General features: G+C 67.2%; 16 protein-coding genes, 1 tRNA gene, 1 other RNA gene and 2 pseudogenes. 16 read left to right on the top strand and 4 right to left on the bottom strand.

Features of this window, described 5'->3' with window-relative positions; genetic code table 11:
* Positions 1 to 1,317: 1,317 nt before the first annotated feature.
* Both FXN61_RS22695 and FXN61_RS22690 read right to left on the bottom strand, forming a co-directional pair.
* On the bottom strand, positions 1,318 to 2,790 hold the full coding sequence (locus FXN61_RS22695) for a helix-turn-helix domain-containing protein (RefSeq protein ID WP_167976062.1): 1,473 nt from the start codon (positions 2,788 to 2,790) through the stop codon (positions 1,318 to 1,320).
* A gap of 161 nt (positions 2,791 to 2,951) precedes the next feature.
* Positions 2,952 to 3,305 (bottom strand): GntR family transcriptional regulator, encoded by a 354-nt coding sequence (locus FXN61_RS22690; protein ID WP_167976061.1) that lies wholly within the window; start codon positions 3,303 to 3,305, stop codon positions 2,952 to 2,954.
* Positions 3,306 to 3,485: 180 nt separating this feature from the next.
* Here FXN61_RS22690 and FXN61_RS22685 point away from each other — a divergent pair, with 180 nt between their 5' ends.
* The 11 genes and pseudogenes from FXN61_RS22685 (at position 3,486) to FXN61_RS22635 (ending at position 10,150) form a co-directional block, all read left to right on the top strand.
* Positions 3,486 to 3,749 (top strand): helix-turn-helix domain-containing protein, encoded by a 264-nt coding sequence (locus FXN61_RS22685; protein ID WP_167976060.1) that lies wholly within the window; start codon positions 3,486 to 3,488, stop codon positions 3,747 to 3,749.
* A gap of 1 nt (position 3,750) precedes the next feature.
* Entirely contained in the window at positions 3,751 to 4,155 is a 405-nt protein-coding gene (locus FXN61_RS22680; protein WP_167976059.1) for a hypothetical protein, read from the top strand.
* The gene (locus tag FXN61_RS22675; protein WP_167976058.1) at positions 4,152 to 4,391 is read left to right on the top strand and encodes a helix-turn-helix domain-containing protein; all 240 of its coding nucleotides are present in this window, start codon (positions 4,152 to 4,154) and stop codon (positions 4,389 to 4,391) included. Before FXN61_RS22680 ends, FXN61_RS22675 begins: the two co-directional genes overlap by 4 nt.
* A 1-nt stretch (position 4,392) precedes the next feature.
* Positions 4,393 to 4,830, top strand: coding sequence for a hypothetical protein (locus tag FXN61_RS22670; RefSeq protein ID WP_167976057.1), 438 nt, complete (start codon positions 4,393 to 4,395; stop codon positions 4,828 to 4,830).
* Positions 4,827 to 5,297, top strand: coding sequence for a hypothetical protein (locus FXN61_RS22665; protein ID WP_167976056.1), 471 nt, complete (start codon positions 4,827 to 4,829; stop codon positions 5,295 to 5,297). Before FXN61_RS22670 ends, FXN61_RS22665 begins: the two co-directional genes overlap by 4 nt.
* Entirely contained in the window at positions 5,297 to 5,689 is a 393-nt protein-coding gene (locus FXN61_RS22660; protein WP_167976055.1) for a hypothetical protein, read from the top strand. The genes FXN61_RS22665 and FXN61_RS22660 overlap by 1 nt, the downstream gene beginning before the upstream one ends.
* A 206-nt stretch (positions 5,690 to 5,895) precedes the next feature.
* Positions 5,896 to 7,281: a DUF3987 domain-containing protein gene (locus tag FXN61_RS22655; protein ID WP_167976054.1), complete on the top strand. Its 1,386-nt coding sequence runs from the start codon at positions 5,896 to 5,898 to the stop codon at positions 7,279 to 7,281.
* Positions 7,282 to 7,981: 700 nt separating this feature from the next.
* Positions 7,982 to 8,209, top strand: coding sequence for an excisionase family DNA-binding protein (locus FXN61_RS22650; RefSeq protein WP_167976053.1), 228 nt, complete (start codon positions 7,982 to 7,984; stop codon positions 8,207 to 8,209).
* A 35-nt stretch (positions 8,210 to 8,244) separates the two neighbouring features.
* Positions 8,245 to 9,545 (top strand): annotated as a pseudogene (locus FXN61_RS56465) (tyrosine-type recombinase/integrase); the annotation flags it as partial.
* Between the two features lie 186 nt (positions 9,546 to 9,731).
* On the top strand, positions 9,732 to 9,932 hold the full coding sequence (locus FXN61_RS22640; protein ID WP_167976052.1) for a type II toxin-antitoxin system HicA family toxin: 201 nt from the start codon (positions 9,732 to 9,734) through the stop codon (positions 9,930 to 9,932).
* On the top strand, positions 9,932 to 10,150 hold the full coding sequence (locus tag FXN61_RS22635) for a type II toxin-antitoxin system HicB family antitoxin (RefSeq protein WP_167976051.1): 219 nt from the start codon (positions 9,932 to 9,934) through the stop codon (positions 10,148 to 10,150). The genes FXN61_RS22640 and FXN61_RS22635 overlap by 1 nt, the downstream gene beginning before the upstream one ends.
* Positions 10,151 to 10,231: 81 nt before the next feature.
* Here FXN61_RS22635 and FXN61_RS22630 read toward each other — a convergent pair.
* A tRNA-Ser gene (locus tag FXN61_RS22630) sits at positions 10,232 to 10,319 on the bottom strand.
* 142 nt (positions 10,320 to 10,461) lie between these two features.
* On the opposite strand from FXN61_RS22630, the gene FXN61_RS22625 reads away from it, so the two are divergent.
* The 3 genes and pseudogenes from FXN61_RS22625 to FXN61_RS22615 all read left to right on the top strand — a co-directional run bounded on the left by FXN61_RS22625 (position 10,462) and on the right by FXN61_RS22615 (position 12,556).
* Entirely contained in the window at positions 10,462 to 10,800 is a 339-nt protein-coding gene (locus FXN61_RS22625) for a YciI family protein (protein ID WP_167976050.1), read from the top strand.
* Between the two features lie 8 nt (positions 10,801 to 10,808).
* Positions 10,809 to 11,987, top strand: a pseudogene (locus tag FXN61_RS22620) (RNA polymerase sigma factor).
* Positions 11,984 to 12,556 (top strand): maleylpyruvate isomerase family mycothiol-dependent enzyme, encoded by a 573-nt coding sequence (locus tag FXN61_RS22615; RefSeq protein WP_167976049.1) that lies wholly within the window; start codon positions 11,984 to 11,986, stop codon positions 12,554 to 12,556. The pseudogene FXN61_RS22620 and the gene FXN61_RS22615 overlap by 4 nt, the downstream one beginning before the upstream one ends.
* 2 nt (positions 12,557 to 12,558) lie before the next feature.
* Here FXN61_RS22615 and FXN61_RS22610 read toward each other — a convergent pair whose 3' ends face one another.
* Positions 12,559 to 14,289 carry a glycoside hydrolase family 84 protein gene (locus tag FXN61_RS22610; RefSeq protein ID WP_167976048.1) on the bottom strand — a complete coding sequence of 577 codons (1,731 nt, stop codon included), beginning with the start codon at positions 14,287 to 14,289 and terminating at the stop codon, positions 12,559 to 12,561.
* A gap of 112 nt (positions 14,290 to 14,401) precedes the next feature.
* Between FXN61_RS22610 and ffs the strand changes: the two genes are divergently transcribed.
* Together ffs and FXN61_RS22600 are read left to right on the top strand one after the other, a co-directional pair.
* Positions 14,402 to 14,496: signal recognition particle sRNA small type (gene ffs, locus FXN61_RS22605), an RNA gene on the top strand.
* 79 nt (positions 14,497 to 14,575) lie between these two features.
* On the top strand, positions 14,576 to 15,747 hold a 1,172-nt coding region (locus tag FXN61_RS22600), incomplete at its 3' end, for a DNA polymerase III subunit gamma and tau (RefSeq protein WP_167976047.1).

Genomic DNA, 15,747 nt, shown 5'->3' with positions numbered 1-15,747 from the left:
GTGTTCGGCCGTCGCGGTGACCTAACTCGGGCTAGTGGTCGTGGCCCTAGCTCTAGGGTCCGTGCCTAGGGCTGCGCGGTGCCGCTGACCGGGACGCTAGTGCTGCTAGGGCTAGACCCTGGCCCCTCTAGACCTAGACCCCCGTCTAGACGCCGGTACATCGGGTGACCAGCGCCCTAGAGCCTAGAGGCCGTCCAGTGTGGAGGCTCCACAACGGCTGAAACGGGGCGGGAGGACCCCTCTGGGCCACCGAGAGTCACACCACCCCGCGTGCTCCAGCCGCTCGACGGCCACCACAGCGGCCAATGAGAGCCGTTTTCCCGCCTGTTCGCGGGTTCCGGTGGCGTGCCTCCCCGCCTCCCGCCTGAGGGTCTTCCCTGGTCAACCCGCAGAGGCAGCGCGGGGAGGCGACCGGGGAGAACTCCCCGCATCCTGCCGTCCTCCCCGCCGTCCTCCCCGGTCACCGAGGGGACGTGACACCCCAACCGTGTTCAGCGCTGTCAGGCATTGGTCCCGTCCTGCAGCTGCGCCGCGGGCATCGCCGGCCACGACCAAAGCGCAGGTCAGCGCGTCCCACACGATCGAGCAGCGTTGCGACACCAAACGGATTGGTCCAGCGTGCCTCTACCGCTCCAGCCCTCGGGTCCCGAGTCGCCGCCAAACCTCCAGCTCAGACGGGCGACGTGACACCCCCTCCGGCTACAGCGCGGTTCTCGGCTGCGCGGACGCTGCGAACTTGACGAACTAACGAAATAAGCCCGCTGACCTGCGGTTTCGTGGGTGGGCTTTCTTCGTAGGTGACGAACTAAGGGGACGTGACACCGGGGCGCGCAGCCGTTGACCTGCGCAAACGCGCCGAACCTAATTCCTCAGCGGCCTATCAACCCTGGACCTGCCAGGAACCGGTCGAGTTCAGCCTTGAGTTCTTCTGCCTGACTGCGGTTTACGCTTAGTGTGATTGGCCGCGAATGGTGCTGGACTGGAGCCCCACCACCGTTGATCACCCCATGAATGATCAGCGCGAGTGGGTGTGAAATCGCCTGGGTGAAATTACCATGCCAGCCTCTTTTGGGTGCCATGTGTATTCCTACTTCTCTCTTGTGTTCTTCCTTGTTCCTCGCACCTACCCGCCGATGCTTGATCACCGAATGCCCCGGCTACGCCCATCGAGACTGACGTGCTGTCACTGTGGCCGCCATTTCAGGACTGTCCCCCAAGCGGGGGAATTAGGGACGCGACACCGGGGCACGTAGCGGTTGACCTGCGCAGACGCGCCGGACTTAGTTCGTCAGCAGCCCGGAGGGGACGTGCAGCCCTTCACCCCAGGATGTCCTTCCTGAACTCCCAGCTGCGCGCGAGGATGCATGCGCCGGGTGACGCCATCGGCTCCGAGGTCAGCATCCGTCGCACGGTCTCCTCCGTGAACGGCACTCCCTCAGACACCGACGTCGACTCAATCGCGGTCACCAGCGCGCCCTCAGCGTTGATCTGCACCGTGTTACCGAATATGTCATCGAACACGTCATCGTCTATGACAACAACCGTGAGCAATGTGGCAGTCAACGTCAGTGTGTCGAGGCCAATCCCGAGGCAGTAGGCCGAAACACGTTCCTCAGCCCGCGCCTTTTCAAGCGCCCTGTAGAACGGCCACTCCTCATAGTTGATCGGCTCTCCCTGGCTGCCATCCCGCTCTGGCTCGCCTAGAAGTTCCTCGGAGTACTCCCGAACCATGTTGCGCCACAGATCGAAATCGTTCTTCGTATCCCAGGCTGCGACGCTGGACGGCTGAAACTCGCCTGCCGGAATGAGTCCGTAGATTCCGGCAGCTGTCGCCACCTTTGCCGGGTCACGCCAATGAAGCAGGAAGGTTGCGCGTCCTGTGTCGCGCTGCCGCCGGAGAGTGAGCGTCTCGATCGCGGGCATCACACCCCGGCGGTTCAAATCGAACGGGTCGCCGATTAGCGCACGAAGTGGCAATGTCGACCAGTCCGGCACCTCGTCCGCCGGACCCTCACGCACCACCTCGGCTAGTTCGTGCGCCGCCGCTTCCGAGGCGTCCAACTTGTCGAAGTACGTACCCAGACCAAAGGTCAGCCAAGCGTCGCCCGCTTTGAGGTTCGCGTCCAGCAGTCGATAGCTTGCGCGGTTTTCAAACAACGATGGACGGTCGAGATATCGAATGGCGGACGTGTAGCGCTCGAACCTGCGGCCAGGTGCACGCAGAGGCAAGACGCTTGCCGCTTCAGGTTCGCCCCCGGTCACCTCAATGGGCACTCGATCATCCGCCCATCGCAGCTTAATATCCTCAAGCGGAAGGGGCCTCTGGGGCATCCATTCAGGCTTGGCCATGAATGTCACGTCGTCGCCAACGTGAAACTCTGGGCTGTAGAGCTGCTTTGCCAATTGCGCCAGTTCGCCGCGATGGCGATTCAGGAATCGACGACCGCGCTTCCAGTCGCTTTGACTCACCTCGACAGGGTCCACAGCATCTACAAGCGCGCCAGCGGAGGGAGGCGCAACGGGCTGCAACAGCTCCTGCGAGACACCAACGTGGCTGGGTGGAATGTTCAGCCGGTTGGCGATGCGCAACAGAGTCTCAAGATCCCGCACCTGACGCTGTCCGGTTTCGATCTTCGAGACATAGGACTGATCGAGGTTCAGCAGCTTCGCTAGGTCGCCCTGGTTCAGGCCGTTGGCCTGCCGGTACTCCTTCAACACTTCCGCCAGGAGCCCCGTGTTGAGGCTTGCCTCGGACGTCGGCCTGGACAGCCACTGTCCATCGGTTTCCATCTACTCCCCTGCCTCTTGTTAGTCGCCTGACCTGCACTTATGCCAGGCAGTCATTCCAAGCGCGTGGTAGGACAACCAGTCTTTGGACACCGGGTACCCGCCGGTCGGATGCTGATTGCATGAAAGCCAGCAACCGCAGCCATCACGGCGACACCGGCCACTCACTCCCCGGGCAAGCGACGTTCGATGTCTGCGAGACGGCCGTTGATCTCGTGGAGCAGCTGCAGAACCTCGCCAAGTTCGCTCGATCGGCTGTGGGACAACGACCCCCCAATGGTCAGGTCACTTCGAACGAACGACCCGCTACCAGGACGCGTGACGGTCATTCCCTTGTCTCGCAAGACGTTCAGCGCACTTCGCACTGTGCCAACCGCAACGCCGTACCTCTCCCCAAGCTCGTTCAGCGACGGAAGCTGATCGCCGGGCGCGTACTCCCCACTGCCGATGGCGTCGGCTATCCGATCAGCCACCTGGAGAAACGGTGCCCGCGAGTCATTCGGGTCGAGTTTTCCCATGTCAACCAGCCTACCGCCACAGTTGCAACCCTTCTACAGTTGCAACTCTGTTGACAGGGTTGCAACTGTTCGCTAGCGTTGCCCACATCGCAGAGATCGCAGCGACACAACAGAAAGCCCCGGCGGTGCTGGAACACCGGCCGGGGCGGACATCACATCGGAAGCCTTGGAGAGCAAGCGATGCAGAACGAGGGTACCCGGTTCTTCCGGGTCAAGGCGGTTGCCAAGCGGTACGACGTCTCGGTCCACACGATCTACCGGGCAATCAAGTCCGGTGCCTTGGACGCCTACAAGATCGGTGGCGCGATCCGAGTCCCGGAGCAGGCATTGCGCGTGTTCGACGAGGCGTGCGCGGAGGCCGGCTACCAGGCGTTCGTCCTGGGCGACGAGCAGCCCGAGACCACCGACCACGACGAGAACGCAACCGTGGCGGAGGTGGCCTGAGATGAACACCGCAACCGCAACCGTCAACGGCGCCACCACCGAGTTCACGCCCTGCACCCGCCCCGGCTCCATGAACACCCCGGTCCTGGCGACCGTGGTCGTGTCGGTGCCGATGGACCACGACGACCTGGTCGCAGCCCTGTTCGAGTGGGGCAACCTGGACGACTCCTGCACCGCGCTCGCCGATGACGACCAGGCCCGATCGCTGGTCGTGGAGGCGGTCGTGAATGTCGGCCTGTCGCGTGTCGAGGCTGTCCGTGACGACATCGAGGGTATGGAGGCGGGCGACGGCCGCAGGGCGTGGCTGACGTTGTGCCGCAAGCGCGTCACGCAGCTGTTCCCGGCCACCGCGCCCCGCATCCGCCGGCGTCAGCGCACGGTCGCGCGAGAGCTGGTGACGGCATGAGCGCGCGGTCGATGGTGGGGCGGATCATCCACGCTCGTCGTCGCGAGCTGGGTATGACGCAGGTGGAGCTGGCGGCACGACTCTGCCGCACACAGCAGTGGGTGTCGCTGGTCGAGAAGGGCAAGCGGGACGTCCAGAACCTGGACGACCTGCGGTGGGTCGCGGCACAGCTGGACATCCAGCCGGAGCGGTTCGGCCTGCTGCCGGTCGCGGCGATCACGGCGGGGGTGGCCTGAGATGACTTCCACCCTGCGCCATCGGGCGCCCGTCACGCCGATGATGACCGTCTCGGTGTTCCTGGGCCCGGACTTCCAGATGGTGTTCCAGAACCCCGGTCGGCCCGAGGACGTCATCGTGCTGGGATCGAGCAGCGAGATCGCGATGGCACTCAACCTGTCCGGTGCGCCAGTCACGTCCGACCTGCCCGCGCAGCGGCTGGCGCGGCTGGCGATCGCGGGTGTGCGCCGTGCCGGAGTGCGGCGCGTGCAGGAGCTGACGTTGATCGACCGGATGGCGAACGTGCTGGACGAGGACGTGGCGCCGTCGATGCGGCCCGAGGTGCTCAAGCTGCAGCGGCGGATCTGGCCGGACCACCGCGAGGAGGCGTGCACTGGCGCGGCATCAGCGTTGGTGCAGGCGGTCAAACGCGGTCACGGACTGGTGGTGGCGGCATGACGGTCAACAGTGCGGGTTTCGTGCCCGAGGTCGAGCTATCGGCCTACGAGCGAGAGCGGCCGGTGCTGGATGAGTACCTGTTGGAGGTGCGGCGGGTGCGGTTCTACGCGACCGGCCACCGATGGCCGCTGGTGCTCGGTGACGGTGAGATCGCCGTCGCGCTGCACGTGGCGGTCGGGCCGTTGCCCGAGGACGTGGACGAGCTGGCGGCGCTGGCGTTCCACGGGGTGCTGCGCGAGGGCTTGGACTACGCGAGGGCGCTCGATCTCGCCACCAGGGCGCTGTTCCAGCGGATCACGCTCGGCACGGCGACCGGTGAGGACCGGGGCCTGTTCCTGGAGTGGTGGAACAGCGCGGACCGCTACCAGGCCTGCATGGAAGCCGCGGCGAGGTTGTGCGTGCACGCGCCACGGTCGCCGCGCACGCTCCCGGCCGTCGACAGCCCGGCGCCCTGGGAGGTGGCGTGATGCGCGCGCACCTGGGCCGTGAGGGTGTCGAGCTGTCGGCGCGGTTCCGTGTTGGTGGGCGTGGCCCGACGGTGATCGCGGCGCGGTTCAACATCCCGCTGCGGTTCGAGGACCTGGTCTCCATCCTCTACAGCTGCGAGCTCACCGGTGAGCAGCTGGCCGACGCCGACCGCATCCGCGAAGCCGTGCTCGACACGCTGCTCAACGACGGTGCCAACAAGGTCGCGGCCGACAAGGCGCGGCTGGAACGAGCGATCGAGACGCGCGCGGCCGGCGTCGACCAGCCACGGTTGATCACGTGCAAGCGGCGGGTCACCGAGCTGTTCCTGACCGCTGACAACGGGTTGCGTGACTCGCGCGAGCGGTCGGCGATTCTGCGTCGCACCGGCTGATCCGCGCGATCACGCCGCGTGATCGCGCGCGCGTCTGACGTCAATTGACGTCAGGAGCCTGAATCCTCGCGCACTCGCGTCCTACGCGTGCGTGTGTGTGCGTACGTGCGTCGCGCGCGCCAGACGTTGCCTGACAACGGTTCTGACGAACTTCCGTCCCTTCCGGACGATCACCCTCGGTCACAATTTTGGAGAGGTCTACGCGCATGGCACCGGACCCCGCACTGGGCAGGACGCCAGCCGATCAGCCGCCCGCCGGGCGGTGGCTGCGTCCTGTCCGGGACACCGGCATCGACAGCGCGGCGGCAGAGCTGGACGCTGGTGCGCGGCAGGACATCGCACGGATACGGGCGTGGCTGCCGCCGGTCGAGGACGCCGCGTTCGACTGCTACCTCGGCAACCTGGCCGACCGCATGGACCCGTACACCCAGGCCGACCCCGCCGGCGTGCTCGCCTCCCTCGTCGGGGTGGCCGGGGTCCACCTCGGTCCCGGCCCGCATCTGCAACTCGGCTACGGAGAGCGGCACCCGCTGCTGATCTGGCCCATGCTCATCGGCGCGACCGGCATCGGCCGCAAGGGCACCGCCACCAACGTCGCGGTGAAACTGCTGGGGCAGGCCGACCCCGAGTTCCTGGCCAGCAACAAGCACTCCGGCCTGTCCAGCGGTGAAGGCCTGGCCGCGTTGTTCGCCACCGACACCGAGCAGGACGGCAAGCGGGGCGGCAAGCGGGGCGGCAAGCCGCGGCTTCTGCCCGACGGCGACAGCCGCCTACTCGTGGTCGAAACCGAATGGGCATCGGTCATCGCCCGCATGCGACGCGAGGGCAACACACTCTCCGCCACACTGCGCTCCGCCTGGGAGGGCGGCAACCTGTCCACCCTCAACGTCGACGCCCGCATGGCCAGGCAATCCCACATCGGCATCATCTCCCACATCACCCCCAAGGAGTTCCGCGAGAAGGTGTCCACAACGGACATGGCGGGCGGCACCTACAACCGATTCCTGCCCATCGCGGTCGCCCAGTCCAAGTACTTCCCACCACTGCCCGACACCACCCTGACCTCCGACCTGAGCGCGTCACTGGCCGACCGGCTACAGCAGGCGTCCGGACTGGGCGCGGTCACCTTCACCGACGCCGCAGAGTTCGAGTGGCGGCGGCTGCAACTGGAGTTCGGCCGCCACCTCGGAGGCGACGGCCAGGTCGAGGAGTTCGTCTCCCGCGCTGGAGTCACCTGCGTACGTATCGCCGCGATCTACGCCGCACTGGACCGCACCGACCGCATCACCCCGGCGCACCTCGCCTCGGCCGCCGCGCTGATCCGCTACTCGATCGCCTCAGCACGCGCCGTACTTAGCCCGCACACAACAGACACGCGACTGATCGCGTTCATCGCGGCAGCAGGGCAGGAAGGACGCACTCGAACCGAGATCACCACCGATCTGTTCAAGAACAAACCACCCAAGAACCTGGGCGACGTGCTCACCCAGCTCGTCGACAACGGCCAACTCACCACCGGCAACCGGCCCCGCGCCGACGGCCAGACATCGGGACGACGCGCGCAGGTCTTCACCGCCGTCCCCCGCGAATGAATCGAACCTTCGAAATTAGGTCCTGACCAGGGCAAACACGAATCCCAAACTTCGAAGGTTCGAAGTTTCGAACCGGCGACACCGCAGGTCAGGGCCAACGTTCGAAACTTCGAAACTTTCGACGGGGCCGAACCCGCGCTACTCGCCGGACTCGGCTGGAGGTGCGACCTCCATCCCGAAGCCGACTGCCCGCATCGCCCCACTCTCGTCAGGCCCAGCCCGCCGTGTGCCGCGTCGGGATTGCTTCAACATGGGCGCTGCTCACAACAAGGCGGCTCTCAGACGCGCCTGCCGACGCGCAACACCACCACTCGGTCGTCTCCAGGCCAGGCGACCGACAGACCAGCAACGGGCCACTCAGAGCGCTCCCAGAACCACGCTGACGACCTACCGCGCAGACGCCGGACTGACTCCCCTCGGCCGCCCCGACCGTCCGGCGACCGAACCCGCCCCGGTCGCGACGACCAGCACAAACAACACCGGCGACAACCCGGCCAGGCCACCGCCACGACGTGCGCCCGCTCCACCTCGGTCGCCCCTGCCGAACGCCTCGCGGGCAGACCAGGGCCTCACCGATCCGAGTCCCCTGTGAGCCCCCCATGTTGGAGCAACAACCCCCGCCGACCGCGAACCGCGACCTTCGAGCCTCGCTCCGCGCTGACGACCGAACACCACGACCGACGACCGAGAGGACATCGCCATGCCCCGACACACCCCCAACCCACCACACGAGACAGACGCGCCGCGAACCCTCCTCAGCGTCGAGGAAGCCGCCCGGCGGCTCTCGATCGGCCGCACCACCATGTTCGGCCTCCTCAAGTCCGGCGCGATCACCTCCGTACAGATCGGACGCCTCCGCCGCGTCCCCGCAACAGCACTCACCACCTACGCCGAACACCTCGCCACCGGCCAACCGCACGCCGCCTGACCCCCACCGCCACCAACCAGAAGGAGAACCACCCGATGCCACGCAAGAAACGACCCGAGGGCACCCGCGCCCCCAACGGCGCCAGCAGCATCTACCACGGCGCAGACGGCAAATGGCACGGCCGCGTCACCATGGGCACGCTCGACAACGGCAAGCCCGACCGCCGACACGTCAAGCGCGCCACCGAAGCCGAGGTCATCACCGCCGTCCGCGACCTCGAACGACAGCGCGACAGCGGAAAGGTCAAGAAGGCCGGTCGCGTGTGGACAGTCGAGAAGTGGCTGACGCACTGGGTTGAGAACATTGCTGCGCCAACGGTTCGAGCAACCACGATGGTCGGCTACCGCGCGTCGGTCAACAAGCACCTCATCCCCGGCATCGGTGCACACCGCATCGACCGCTTGAGGCCGGAACACCTGGAGAAGCTCTACGCCCGCATGATCGCGGGCGGGTTGAAGCCGGGAACCGCGCACCTGGTCCACCGCACGGTGCGCGCCGCGCTCAATGAGGCTGTTCGGCGACGGCACCTCGTGGAAAACCCGGCCACCATGCCAAGGCTCCGCGTGTCGAGGAAGAGGAGATCGTTCCGTTCACGGTCGATGAGGCCCAGCGCATCATGGCCACGGCGGGCGGCATGCGGAACGGCGCACGGTTCATCGTGGCTCTCACGCTTGGCCTGCGGCGTGGTGAGGCTCTCGGCCTGCGCTGGTCCGACCTGACGGTGAAGTGGCAGCACGGGTGTGAACAGGGCACGAAGTGCCGCAAGAACCGTGCGGCACATGTATGCGCCAAGCGGGAAACCGAGTCGGCCGCACTCACGATCAAGCGCGGTATTCAGCAACTCGTGTGGCGGCACGGCTGCCCAGAGAAACGCCCCTGTGGCAAGAAGTACGGCGCTGGCTGCCCGCAGAGGCACGGCGGGGGAGTGGTCGTCACCGACGTGAAGTCACGCGCCGGCCGCCGGACGATCGGTGTTCCCCGCCAACTGATCGATGCGTTGGAGAAGCACCGCGAGGCGCAGAACGCCGAACGTGACAAGGCCTGCGAACTGTGGGACGAGGGAGATTGGATGTTTGCCAACTACGTTGGCCGTCCAGTGCATCCGACCGTGGATCACGAGAACTGGAAACTCTTGTTGCGCAGCGCGGAAGTTCGGGACGCGCGGTTGCACGACGCGAGGCACACGGCAGCGACCATGCTTCTCGTTCTCAAGGTGCCACCCAGGGCAATCATGAGCGTGATGGGCTGGTCCGAACACGCCATGTTGACGCGCTACCTGCACATCCCGCACGAACTCACGGATGACATCGCCGCACAGGTTGGCGGCCTTATGTGGGCGGCCCCGGCAGCGGCGGACGTGGACGACGACGAGGAGGAGCTGACCGACGAACAGCGGGCAGCGCTTCTCAAACTCGTTGCCGCGCTTCCTGATCGGTGGCGGGAACGGCTTGCCGACGTGTTGCCGGACGACGACGACGGCCCCGGCAGCGCTCTGGTCCCGGCGTAGAAAGGAGGTAGCCCGATGCCGACAAAGGTCAGCGAGATCATCAAACAAATCGAGGCCGACGGGTGGCAGTTGGATCGAACGCGGGGGAGTCACCGGCAGTACCGCCACCCGGCGAAAACGGGCACGGTTACGGTCGCTGGCAAACCAAGCGACACGTTGCACCCGCGCACCGAGGCGAGCATCCTGAGGCAAGCCGGACTCAAAGGGAGGCCGTAGTGACCGGATACGTCATCATCATCGAGCGCGACGACGCCGGCGGGTTCAGCGCGTGGGCGCCCGACCTGCCGGGAGTCGCGGCGGCAGCGGCCACCTACGACGAGTGCGTGACGCTCATGCGGGAGGCCGTCGCCTTCCACCTGGAGAGCCTGCGCGAGCACGGCGAGACGATCCCTGAGCCGACCGCGGTCGGTGCGCTGACCGTGGGCGCGGCCTGATCCACAGGGGCATGTGAGACCCGAACTGAGACCCGCATACGACAGAGGCCCGGACACTAAGAAGTGTCCGGGCCTCTGAGCTGGCGGAGGATACGGGATTTGAACCCGTGAGGGGGTGAACCCAACACGATTTCCAGTCGTGCGCACTAGGCCGCTATGCGAATCCTCCGTCGAGAACCTTACCGGACGGGTGTTCCGGGACCCAAAACGGGGGGTCTCGGGAAGGTCTCCAAAAAATCTTGGAAGCCCGTGTCGATCTGGCGCCCGCCCGCTCGTCGTGATCCCGTAAGACCGGACCGAGGAGGGCAATCGTGAAGTACATGCTGTTGATCTACGCGGCCTCTGACCAGCAGGCGAGCTGCACCGTCGAGGACTGGATCGCCTACGAGAAGGAGATGAAGGACGCCGGCGTCCTGGTCTCCGGCCACTCGCTGGCCGACCTGGTCACCGCGACCACCGTCCAGGTCGGACAGGACGGCAAGCGCACCGTCACCGACGGGCCGTTCGCCGAGACCCGCGAGGTGCTGGGCGGCTACGACGTCATCGACGTGCCGGACCTCGACGCGGCACTGGAATGGGCCGCGAAGTGTCCCGGTTCGCGCGACGGCGGGGCCGTCGTCGTGAGGCCGATCGCAGAGTTCGACTTCTGAGTTCCGAGATGAACGTCGAGCAGGTGTTCCGTGAGGAGCGCGGCAGGCTGCTCGCCACCCTGGTCAAGCGTTTCGGCGACCTCGACCTGGCAGAGGAGGTCACCTCCGACGCGATCGAGGCGGCGCTGCGGCACTGGCCGGTGGACGGGGTGCCGGACCGGCCCGGCGCGTGGTTGCTCACGACCGCGCGCCGCAAGGCCGTCGACCGCCTGCGCCGCGACCAGGCTTATGCGGCGCGTCTGGCGTTGCTGCAGGTGGAGGTCGACCGGGCGGATCCGCCGGCGGGGGACTCACTGCCGGACGAGCGGCTGGAGCTGTTCTTCACGTGCGCGCACCCGGCGTTGCCCGCGGAGGATCGCGGTGCCCTGACTCTGCGCTGCCTGGCCGGCTTCACGACGCCCGAGGTCGCGCGGGCCTACCTGGTGCCGGTCACGACGATGCAGCAACGGATCGTGCGCGCGAAGAAGAAGATCAAGGAGGCGCGCATCCCGTTCCGCGTGCCGGATCCGCACGAGCTGCCGGAGCGCCTGCCCGGCGTGCTGCAGGCCGTCTACTCGATCTTCACCGAGGGCTACGCGGCCCGGCGGACGGATCTCGCCGACGAGGCGATCCGGCTGGCCAGGATCCTGCGCGGCCTGCTGCCGCACGAACGTGAGGTCACGGGCCTGCTGGCGTTGATGCTGCTCATCCACGCCCGCCGGGAAGCCCGCGCCGAGCTGCTGGAGGACCAGGACCGCACGCTCTGGGACCGCGACATGATCACCGAGGGCAGCGCGCTGGCCGAACGGGCTCTGACCTGTGGGCACGGCCCGTACGGCGTGCAGGCGGCGATCAACGCGCTGCACGACGAGGCGCCGGACTTCGCGAGCACCGACTGGCCGCAGATCGTCGCGCTCTACGACGTTCTCGACGGCCTGGTGCCGTCCCCGGTGGTCGCGCTGAACAGCCGCCGCCATCGCCATGCGCGACGGCGCCGCGGCAGGGCTCGCGTTGCTTGACGAGCTGGCCGACGAGCCCAAGCTCCGCGACTACCACCCGTACCGGGCGCCCGCGCGGACCTGCTGCACCGCCTGGGCCGTGACGCCGAGGCCGCGGAGGCCTACCGCGAGGCGATCGCGCTCGCGGGCACCGAATCCGAACAGGACTTCCTGCGCCGCAGGCTGACCGTCATCGAGGGGCAATCATGATCATGAAGTGGCTGGAGGCCGAGCGGATGAGCGTCGCCGACCTCCTCGAGGACCTGACCGACGACGAGTGGCAGCGAGAAACTCTCTGCACCGGCTGGACCATGCAGGAGATGGCCGCCCACCTGACCACGTCGACGCGCACCGGCTGGTGGGACGCGATCAAGGGTGCGGTGTCGTCCGGGTTCAGCTTCGACCGCATGGAGGACCGCATGGCGCGCGCGATCGCCGCACGGTTCACGAGGCCGGAGTTGATCGCCCAGATCCGCGAGACGGCGGCTTCCCCGAAGCGCGCTCCCGGTGCAGCCCCGATGGACCCGCTGGTCGACTTCCTGGTGCACGGTCAGGACATCGCCCGCCCGCTCGGACGCGTTCGGGACATGCCGCTCGAACCCGCTCAGGCCGCCCTGGAGCACGTGCTGAAGAGCCCGTTCTGGGGTGCGCGCAAGCGTTTCCGCGAGTCGGGAGTGCCTGACCTTCCTGCCTCTGACCTGCTGATGCTGGCCACCGGACGCCAGTTGTCCACAGCTGGGGACAACGCTGTGGGCAAGTCGAACACACGTTCGATCTGATGTCACATGCCGGGTGCCTGGGCGAGGAACTTGTCCAGCGTCCCGTCGCCCAGCCGCACCCCTTTGTCGATCTGCCGTACCGGTTCGGACGAGTCGGTGAACCGCTCGCGGTTGCCGTCCAGTCCGTCGAGCGTGGCTTGCAGTGCCTTGCCGTACAGCTCGCACGCGACGAGCCAGGGCTCGGAGTCGACGGCGAAACCCTTGTACACCCGGTCCCTGATCAGCTTCGGCGCACCGGCGAGCACGTCGGCGTGGACCCGCAGCCCGGCCACCGCGTTCTTCTTGTCGCCCGCCTTCCACCGGTCCTGGAACTCTTCGAGCTGGTCGGCGAGCCGCGGTGCGGTCCACGAGCTGAGGTCGAAGAACGCCAGCAGCGCCTTCGTCACCTGCTCGTCGCCATTGGCGAGCAGCTCCGCGTAGGCGCGTTCGGCCTTGTCCTCGTCGTACGCGCGGTCGTTCCAGGCGTAGTCGGCCATCTCGAACATCGCGACGCGGCTCGCGTGGGCCTGGCTCATCGGGTTCGCGAGGAGGCCTTCGACCTGGAGTCCTGGCTCGCGTCCCGAGTACGAGCCGAGCAGCAGCCGTCCCTTCGCGTCCGGGTAATCGGTGACCGGGTAGTTGTCCCAGATCAGGGTCTTGCGGCCCCACAGTTCCTCTGCGCGCTTCGACTCGGCCCTGGTGATCGCCTTGGGCACGACCGCGGTCCCCGTCCACATGACCTTGACGGACTTGTCCAGGTCATCGCGGAAGACCCGCTTGTAAGGGGTCGGGTTGATGTCGCCGTACTCGGTCAACACGGTCACCAGCGGCCCTGCGTCCGGCATCTGGTTCTTCACGGTCTGCGCGGTGTCGTTGAGCAGGTCGTTCTGCGCGCGTGCCGCGTTCGCCTGGCTGGGCTTGCCGAACGTGTCCAGGTCCTCCTGGCAGTTCCACTTCGCGTAGTCGATGTCGTCCAGCAGCAGCGCGAACGACCTGATGCCCGCGCCGTGCAGCTGGGTGAGCTTGGCCTGGATCGCGTCGCGGTCGGCGTCCTTCGAGTAGCACATCGACAGGCCGGGAGCGAGCGAGTAGGTGAACTCGATGTGCGAGGCGGCGGCCCGTTTCGCCAGCTCACCGAGCTGGTTCAGGCGCTCGTCGGGGTAGGGCTCCCGCCAGCGTTCGCGGTGGTAGGGGTCGTCCTTCGGTGCGTAGACGTAGGAGTTGAACTTGACGGAGGCGGCGAAGGCGATCTGGGCCTGCTGCTCGGCGTAGGTCCACTGCCGTCCGTAGAAGCCCTCGACGATGCCGCGCTGCCGCAACGACGGCCGGTCGTCGATCTTCACGGCGGCGACCTTGCCCTGCTTGACCAGCTGGCGCAGCGTCTGGGCGGCGTGGTGCGCACCCGCGGGATCCGCGCTCGCGATGGTGACCTCGGCCGGTGCGACGTTCAACGCGTAGGCCTCGGCCGGCAGCCCCTTGTCGGTGCGGAACCGGATTTTCAGCCCGGCGTTACCGGTGCCTCCCGCGAGCGCCTTCTCGACCACCTGCCGGGTGACTGCTTCGACATCGCCCTCGATCGTCACCGAGGCGGGGATCGCAACGTCGTCACCCACGCGCTCGATCATGCGCGGAGTGGGCCACACGCTCACGTCCGTGGCGCGTTTCGGGACCGCGTCGTCACCCGAGACCAAGATCCCTGCCGTCACCACCGCAACCGCCACGATCACGGCCACCAGCAGGCCCTTTTTCGCCATGAGTGCCAGTGTGCACGAGGACGAGTCCGGCTTGCGTGAGCTGTCCACAGGTGGGGACAACGCTGTGGGTAACTCGAACACACGTTCGATTCGGGCCGTTCGCTACACTTGCTGAGGACCTCGTGCGGCACACATCTCGCGAACCTCCCCAGGGCCGGAAGGCAGCAAGGATAAGCGGGCTCTGGTGGGTGCACGGGGTCCCCTTATTTTGCCCGCGATCCGCGCGACCGGCAGGCCCGTGGCGGGACGCGCAGGACTGTCGGTGCTCACCGGTACTGTTTCCGGCGTGGCGCTCGCTCTGTATCGCAAGTACCGTCCGGCCACGTTCTCCGAGGTCGTGGGCCAGGAGCACGTGACCGATCCGCTGCGCGTCGCGCTGGCGGCGGGCCGGGTGAACCACGCCTACCTGTTCAGCGGCCCGCGCGGCTGCGGCAAGACCTCCTCGGCCAGAATCCTGGCCCGCTCGCTCAACTGCGTGAAGGGCCCGACTCCCGACCCGTGCGGCGAGTGCAACTCGTGCATCGGCCTCGCCCCGAACGGCTCCGGCAGCGTCGACGTCGTGGAGCTCGACGCCGCCTCCCACGGCGGCGTGGAGGACGCCAGGGAACTGCGCGACAAGGCCTTCTACGCCCCCGCCGAGGCCCGCTACCGCGTCTTCATCATCGACGAGGCCCACATGGTCACCACGCAGGGCTTCAACGCCCTGCTGAAGATCGTCGAAGAGCCGCCGGACCACCTGATCTTCATCTTCGCCACCACCGAACCGGACAAGGTCCTCCCGACCATCCGCTCCCGCACGCACCACTACCCGTTCCGCCTGATCCCGCCCGGCGTGATGCGAAGCCTGCTGGAACGCAACTGCGCCGCGGAAGGCGTGGCCGTGGAACCGGCCGTCTTCCCCCTGGTCATCCGCGCAGGCGGCGGCTCGGCCCGCGACACCCAGTCCGTGATGGACCAGCTCCTCTCCGGCGCAGGCCCTGACGGCGTCAAGTACGAACGCGCCCTCACCCTCCTCGGCGTGACCGACTCGGCCCTGATCAACGACGTGGTGGACGGCCTGGCCGCAGGCGACGGCGCCGCAGTCTTCGGCACCATCGACCGCCTGGTGGAAGCCGGCCACGACCCCCGCCGCTTTGCCTCCGACCTCCTGGACAGGCTCCGCGACCTCGTCCTCCTCTGCGCAGTCCCGGACGCAGGCGAGCGCAACCTGGTCAGCGCCCCAGAAGACGAACTGGCCACGATGTCGGCCCAGGCACAACGAATCGGCCCCGCAGCCCTGACCCGCTACGCCGAAATCGTCCACACCGGCCTGGTCGACATGAGGGGCGCCACCGCCCCCCGCCTCCTGCTCGAACTCCTCGTCTCCCGCATGCTCCTGCCCTCGGTGAGCCAGTCCGAAGCAGCCCTGCTGCAACGCCTGGAACAACTGGAACGCCGCCCCCCGGCCGCCGCGGCGGC

The sequence above is a fragment of the Lentzea indica genome, assembly GCF_012184385.1.
In the GTDB taxonomy this organism is placed as follows: Bacteria; Actinomycetota; Actinomycetes; order Mycobacteriales; family Pseudonocardiaceae; genus Lentzea; species Lentzea indica.
This window is presented reverse-complemented; position numbering and strand designations above follow the sequence as displayed.

What these genes read in the sequence shown, in the direction of transcription:
- FXN61_RS22695 (WP_167976062.1), bottom strand. Translation starts at nt 2,790, where the DNA reads ATGGAAACCGATGGACAGTGGCTGTCCAGGCCGACGTCCGAGGCAAGC.
- FXN61_RS22690 (WP_167976061.1), bottom strand. Translation starts at nt 3,305, where the DNA reads ATGGGAAAACTCGACCCGAATGACTCGCGGGCACCGTTTCTCCAGGTG.
- FXN61_RS22685 (WP_167976060.1), top strand. Translation starts at nt 3,486, where the DNA reads ATGCAGAACGAGGGTACCCGGTTCTTCCGGGTCAAGGCGGTTGCCAAG.
- FXN61_RS22680 (WP_167976059.1), top strand. Translation starts at nt 3,751, where the DNA reads ATGAACACCGCAACCGCAACCGTCAACGGCGCCACCACCGAGTTCACG.
- FXN61_RS22675 (WP_167976058.1), top strand. Translation starts at nt 4,152, where the DNA reads ATGAGCGCGCGGTCGATGGTGGGGCGGATCATCCACGCTCGTCGTCGC.
- FXN61_RS22670 (WP_167976057.1), top strand. Translation starts at nt 4,393, where the DNA reads ATGACTTCCACCCTGCGCCATCGGGCGCCCGTCACGCCGATGATGACC.
- FXN61_RS22665 (WP_167976056.1), top strand. Translation starts at nt 4,827, where the DNA reads ATGACGGTCAACAGTGCGGGTTTCGTGCCCGAGGTCGAGCTATCGGCC.
- FXN61_RS22660 (WP_167976055.1), top strand. Translation starts at nt 5,297, where the DNA reads ATGCGCGCGCACCTGGGCCGTGAGGGTGTCGAGCTGTCGGCGCGGTTC.
- FXN61_RS22655 (WP_167976054.1), top strand. Translation starts at nt 5,896, where the DNA reads ATGGCACCGGACCCCGCACTGGGCAGGACGCCAGCCGATCAGCCGCCC.
- FXN61_RS22650 (WP_167976053.1), top strand. Translation starts at nt 7,982, where the DNA reads ATGCCCCGACACACCCCCAACCCACCACACGAGACAGACGCGCCGCGA.
- FXN61_RS22640 (WP_167976052.1), top strand. Translation starts at nt 9,732, where the DNA reads ATGCCGACAAAGGTCAGCGAGATCATCAAACAAATCGAGGCCGACGGG.
- FXN61_RS22615 (WP_167976049.1), top strand. Translation starts at nt 11,984, where the DNA reads ATGATCATGAAGTGGCTGGAGGCCGAGCGGATGAGCGTCGCCGACCTC.
- FXN61_RS22610 (WP_167976048.1), bottom strand. Translation starts at nt 14,289, where the DNA reads ATGGCGAAAAAGGGCCTGCTGGTGGCCGTGATCGTGGCGGTTGCGGTG.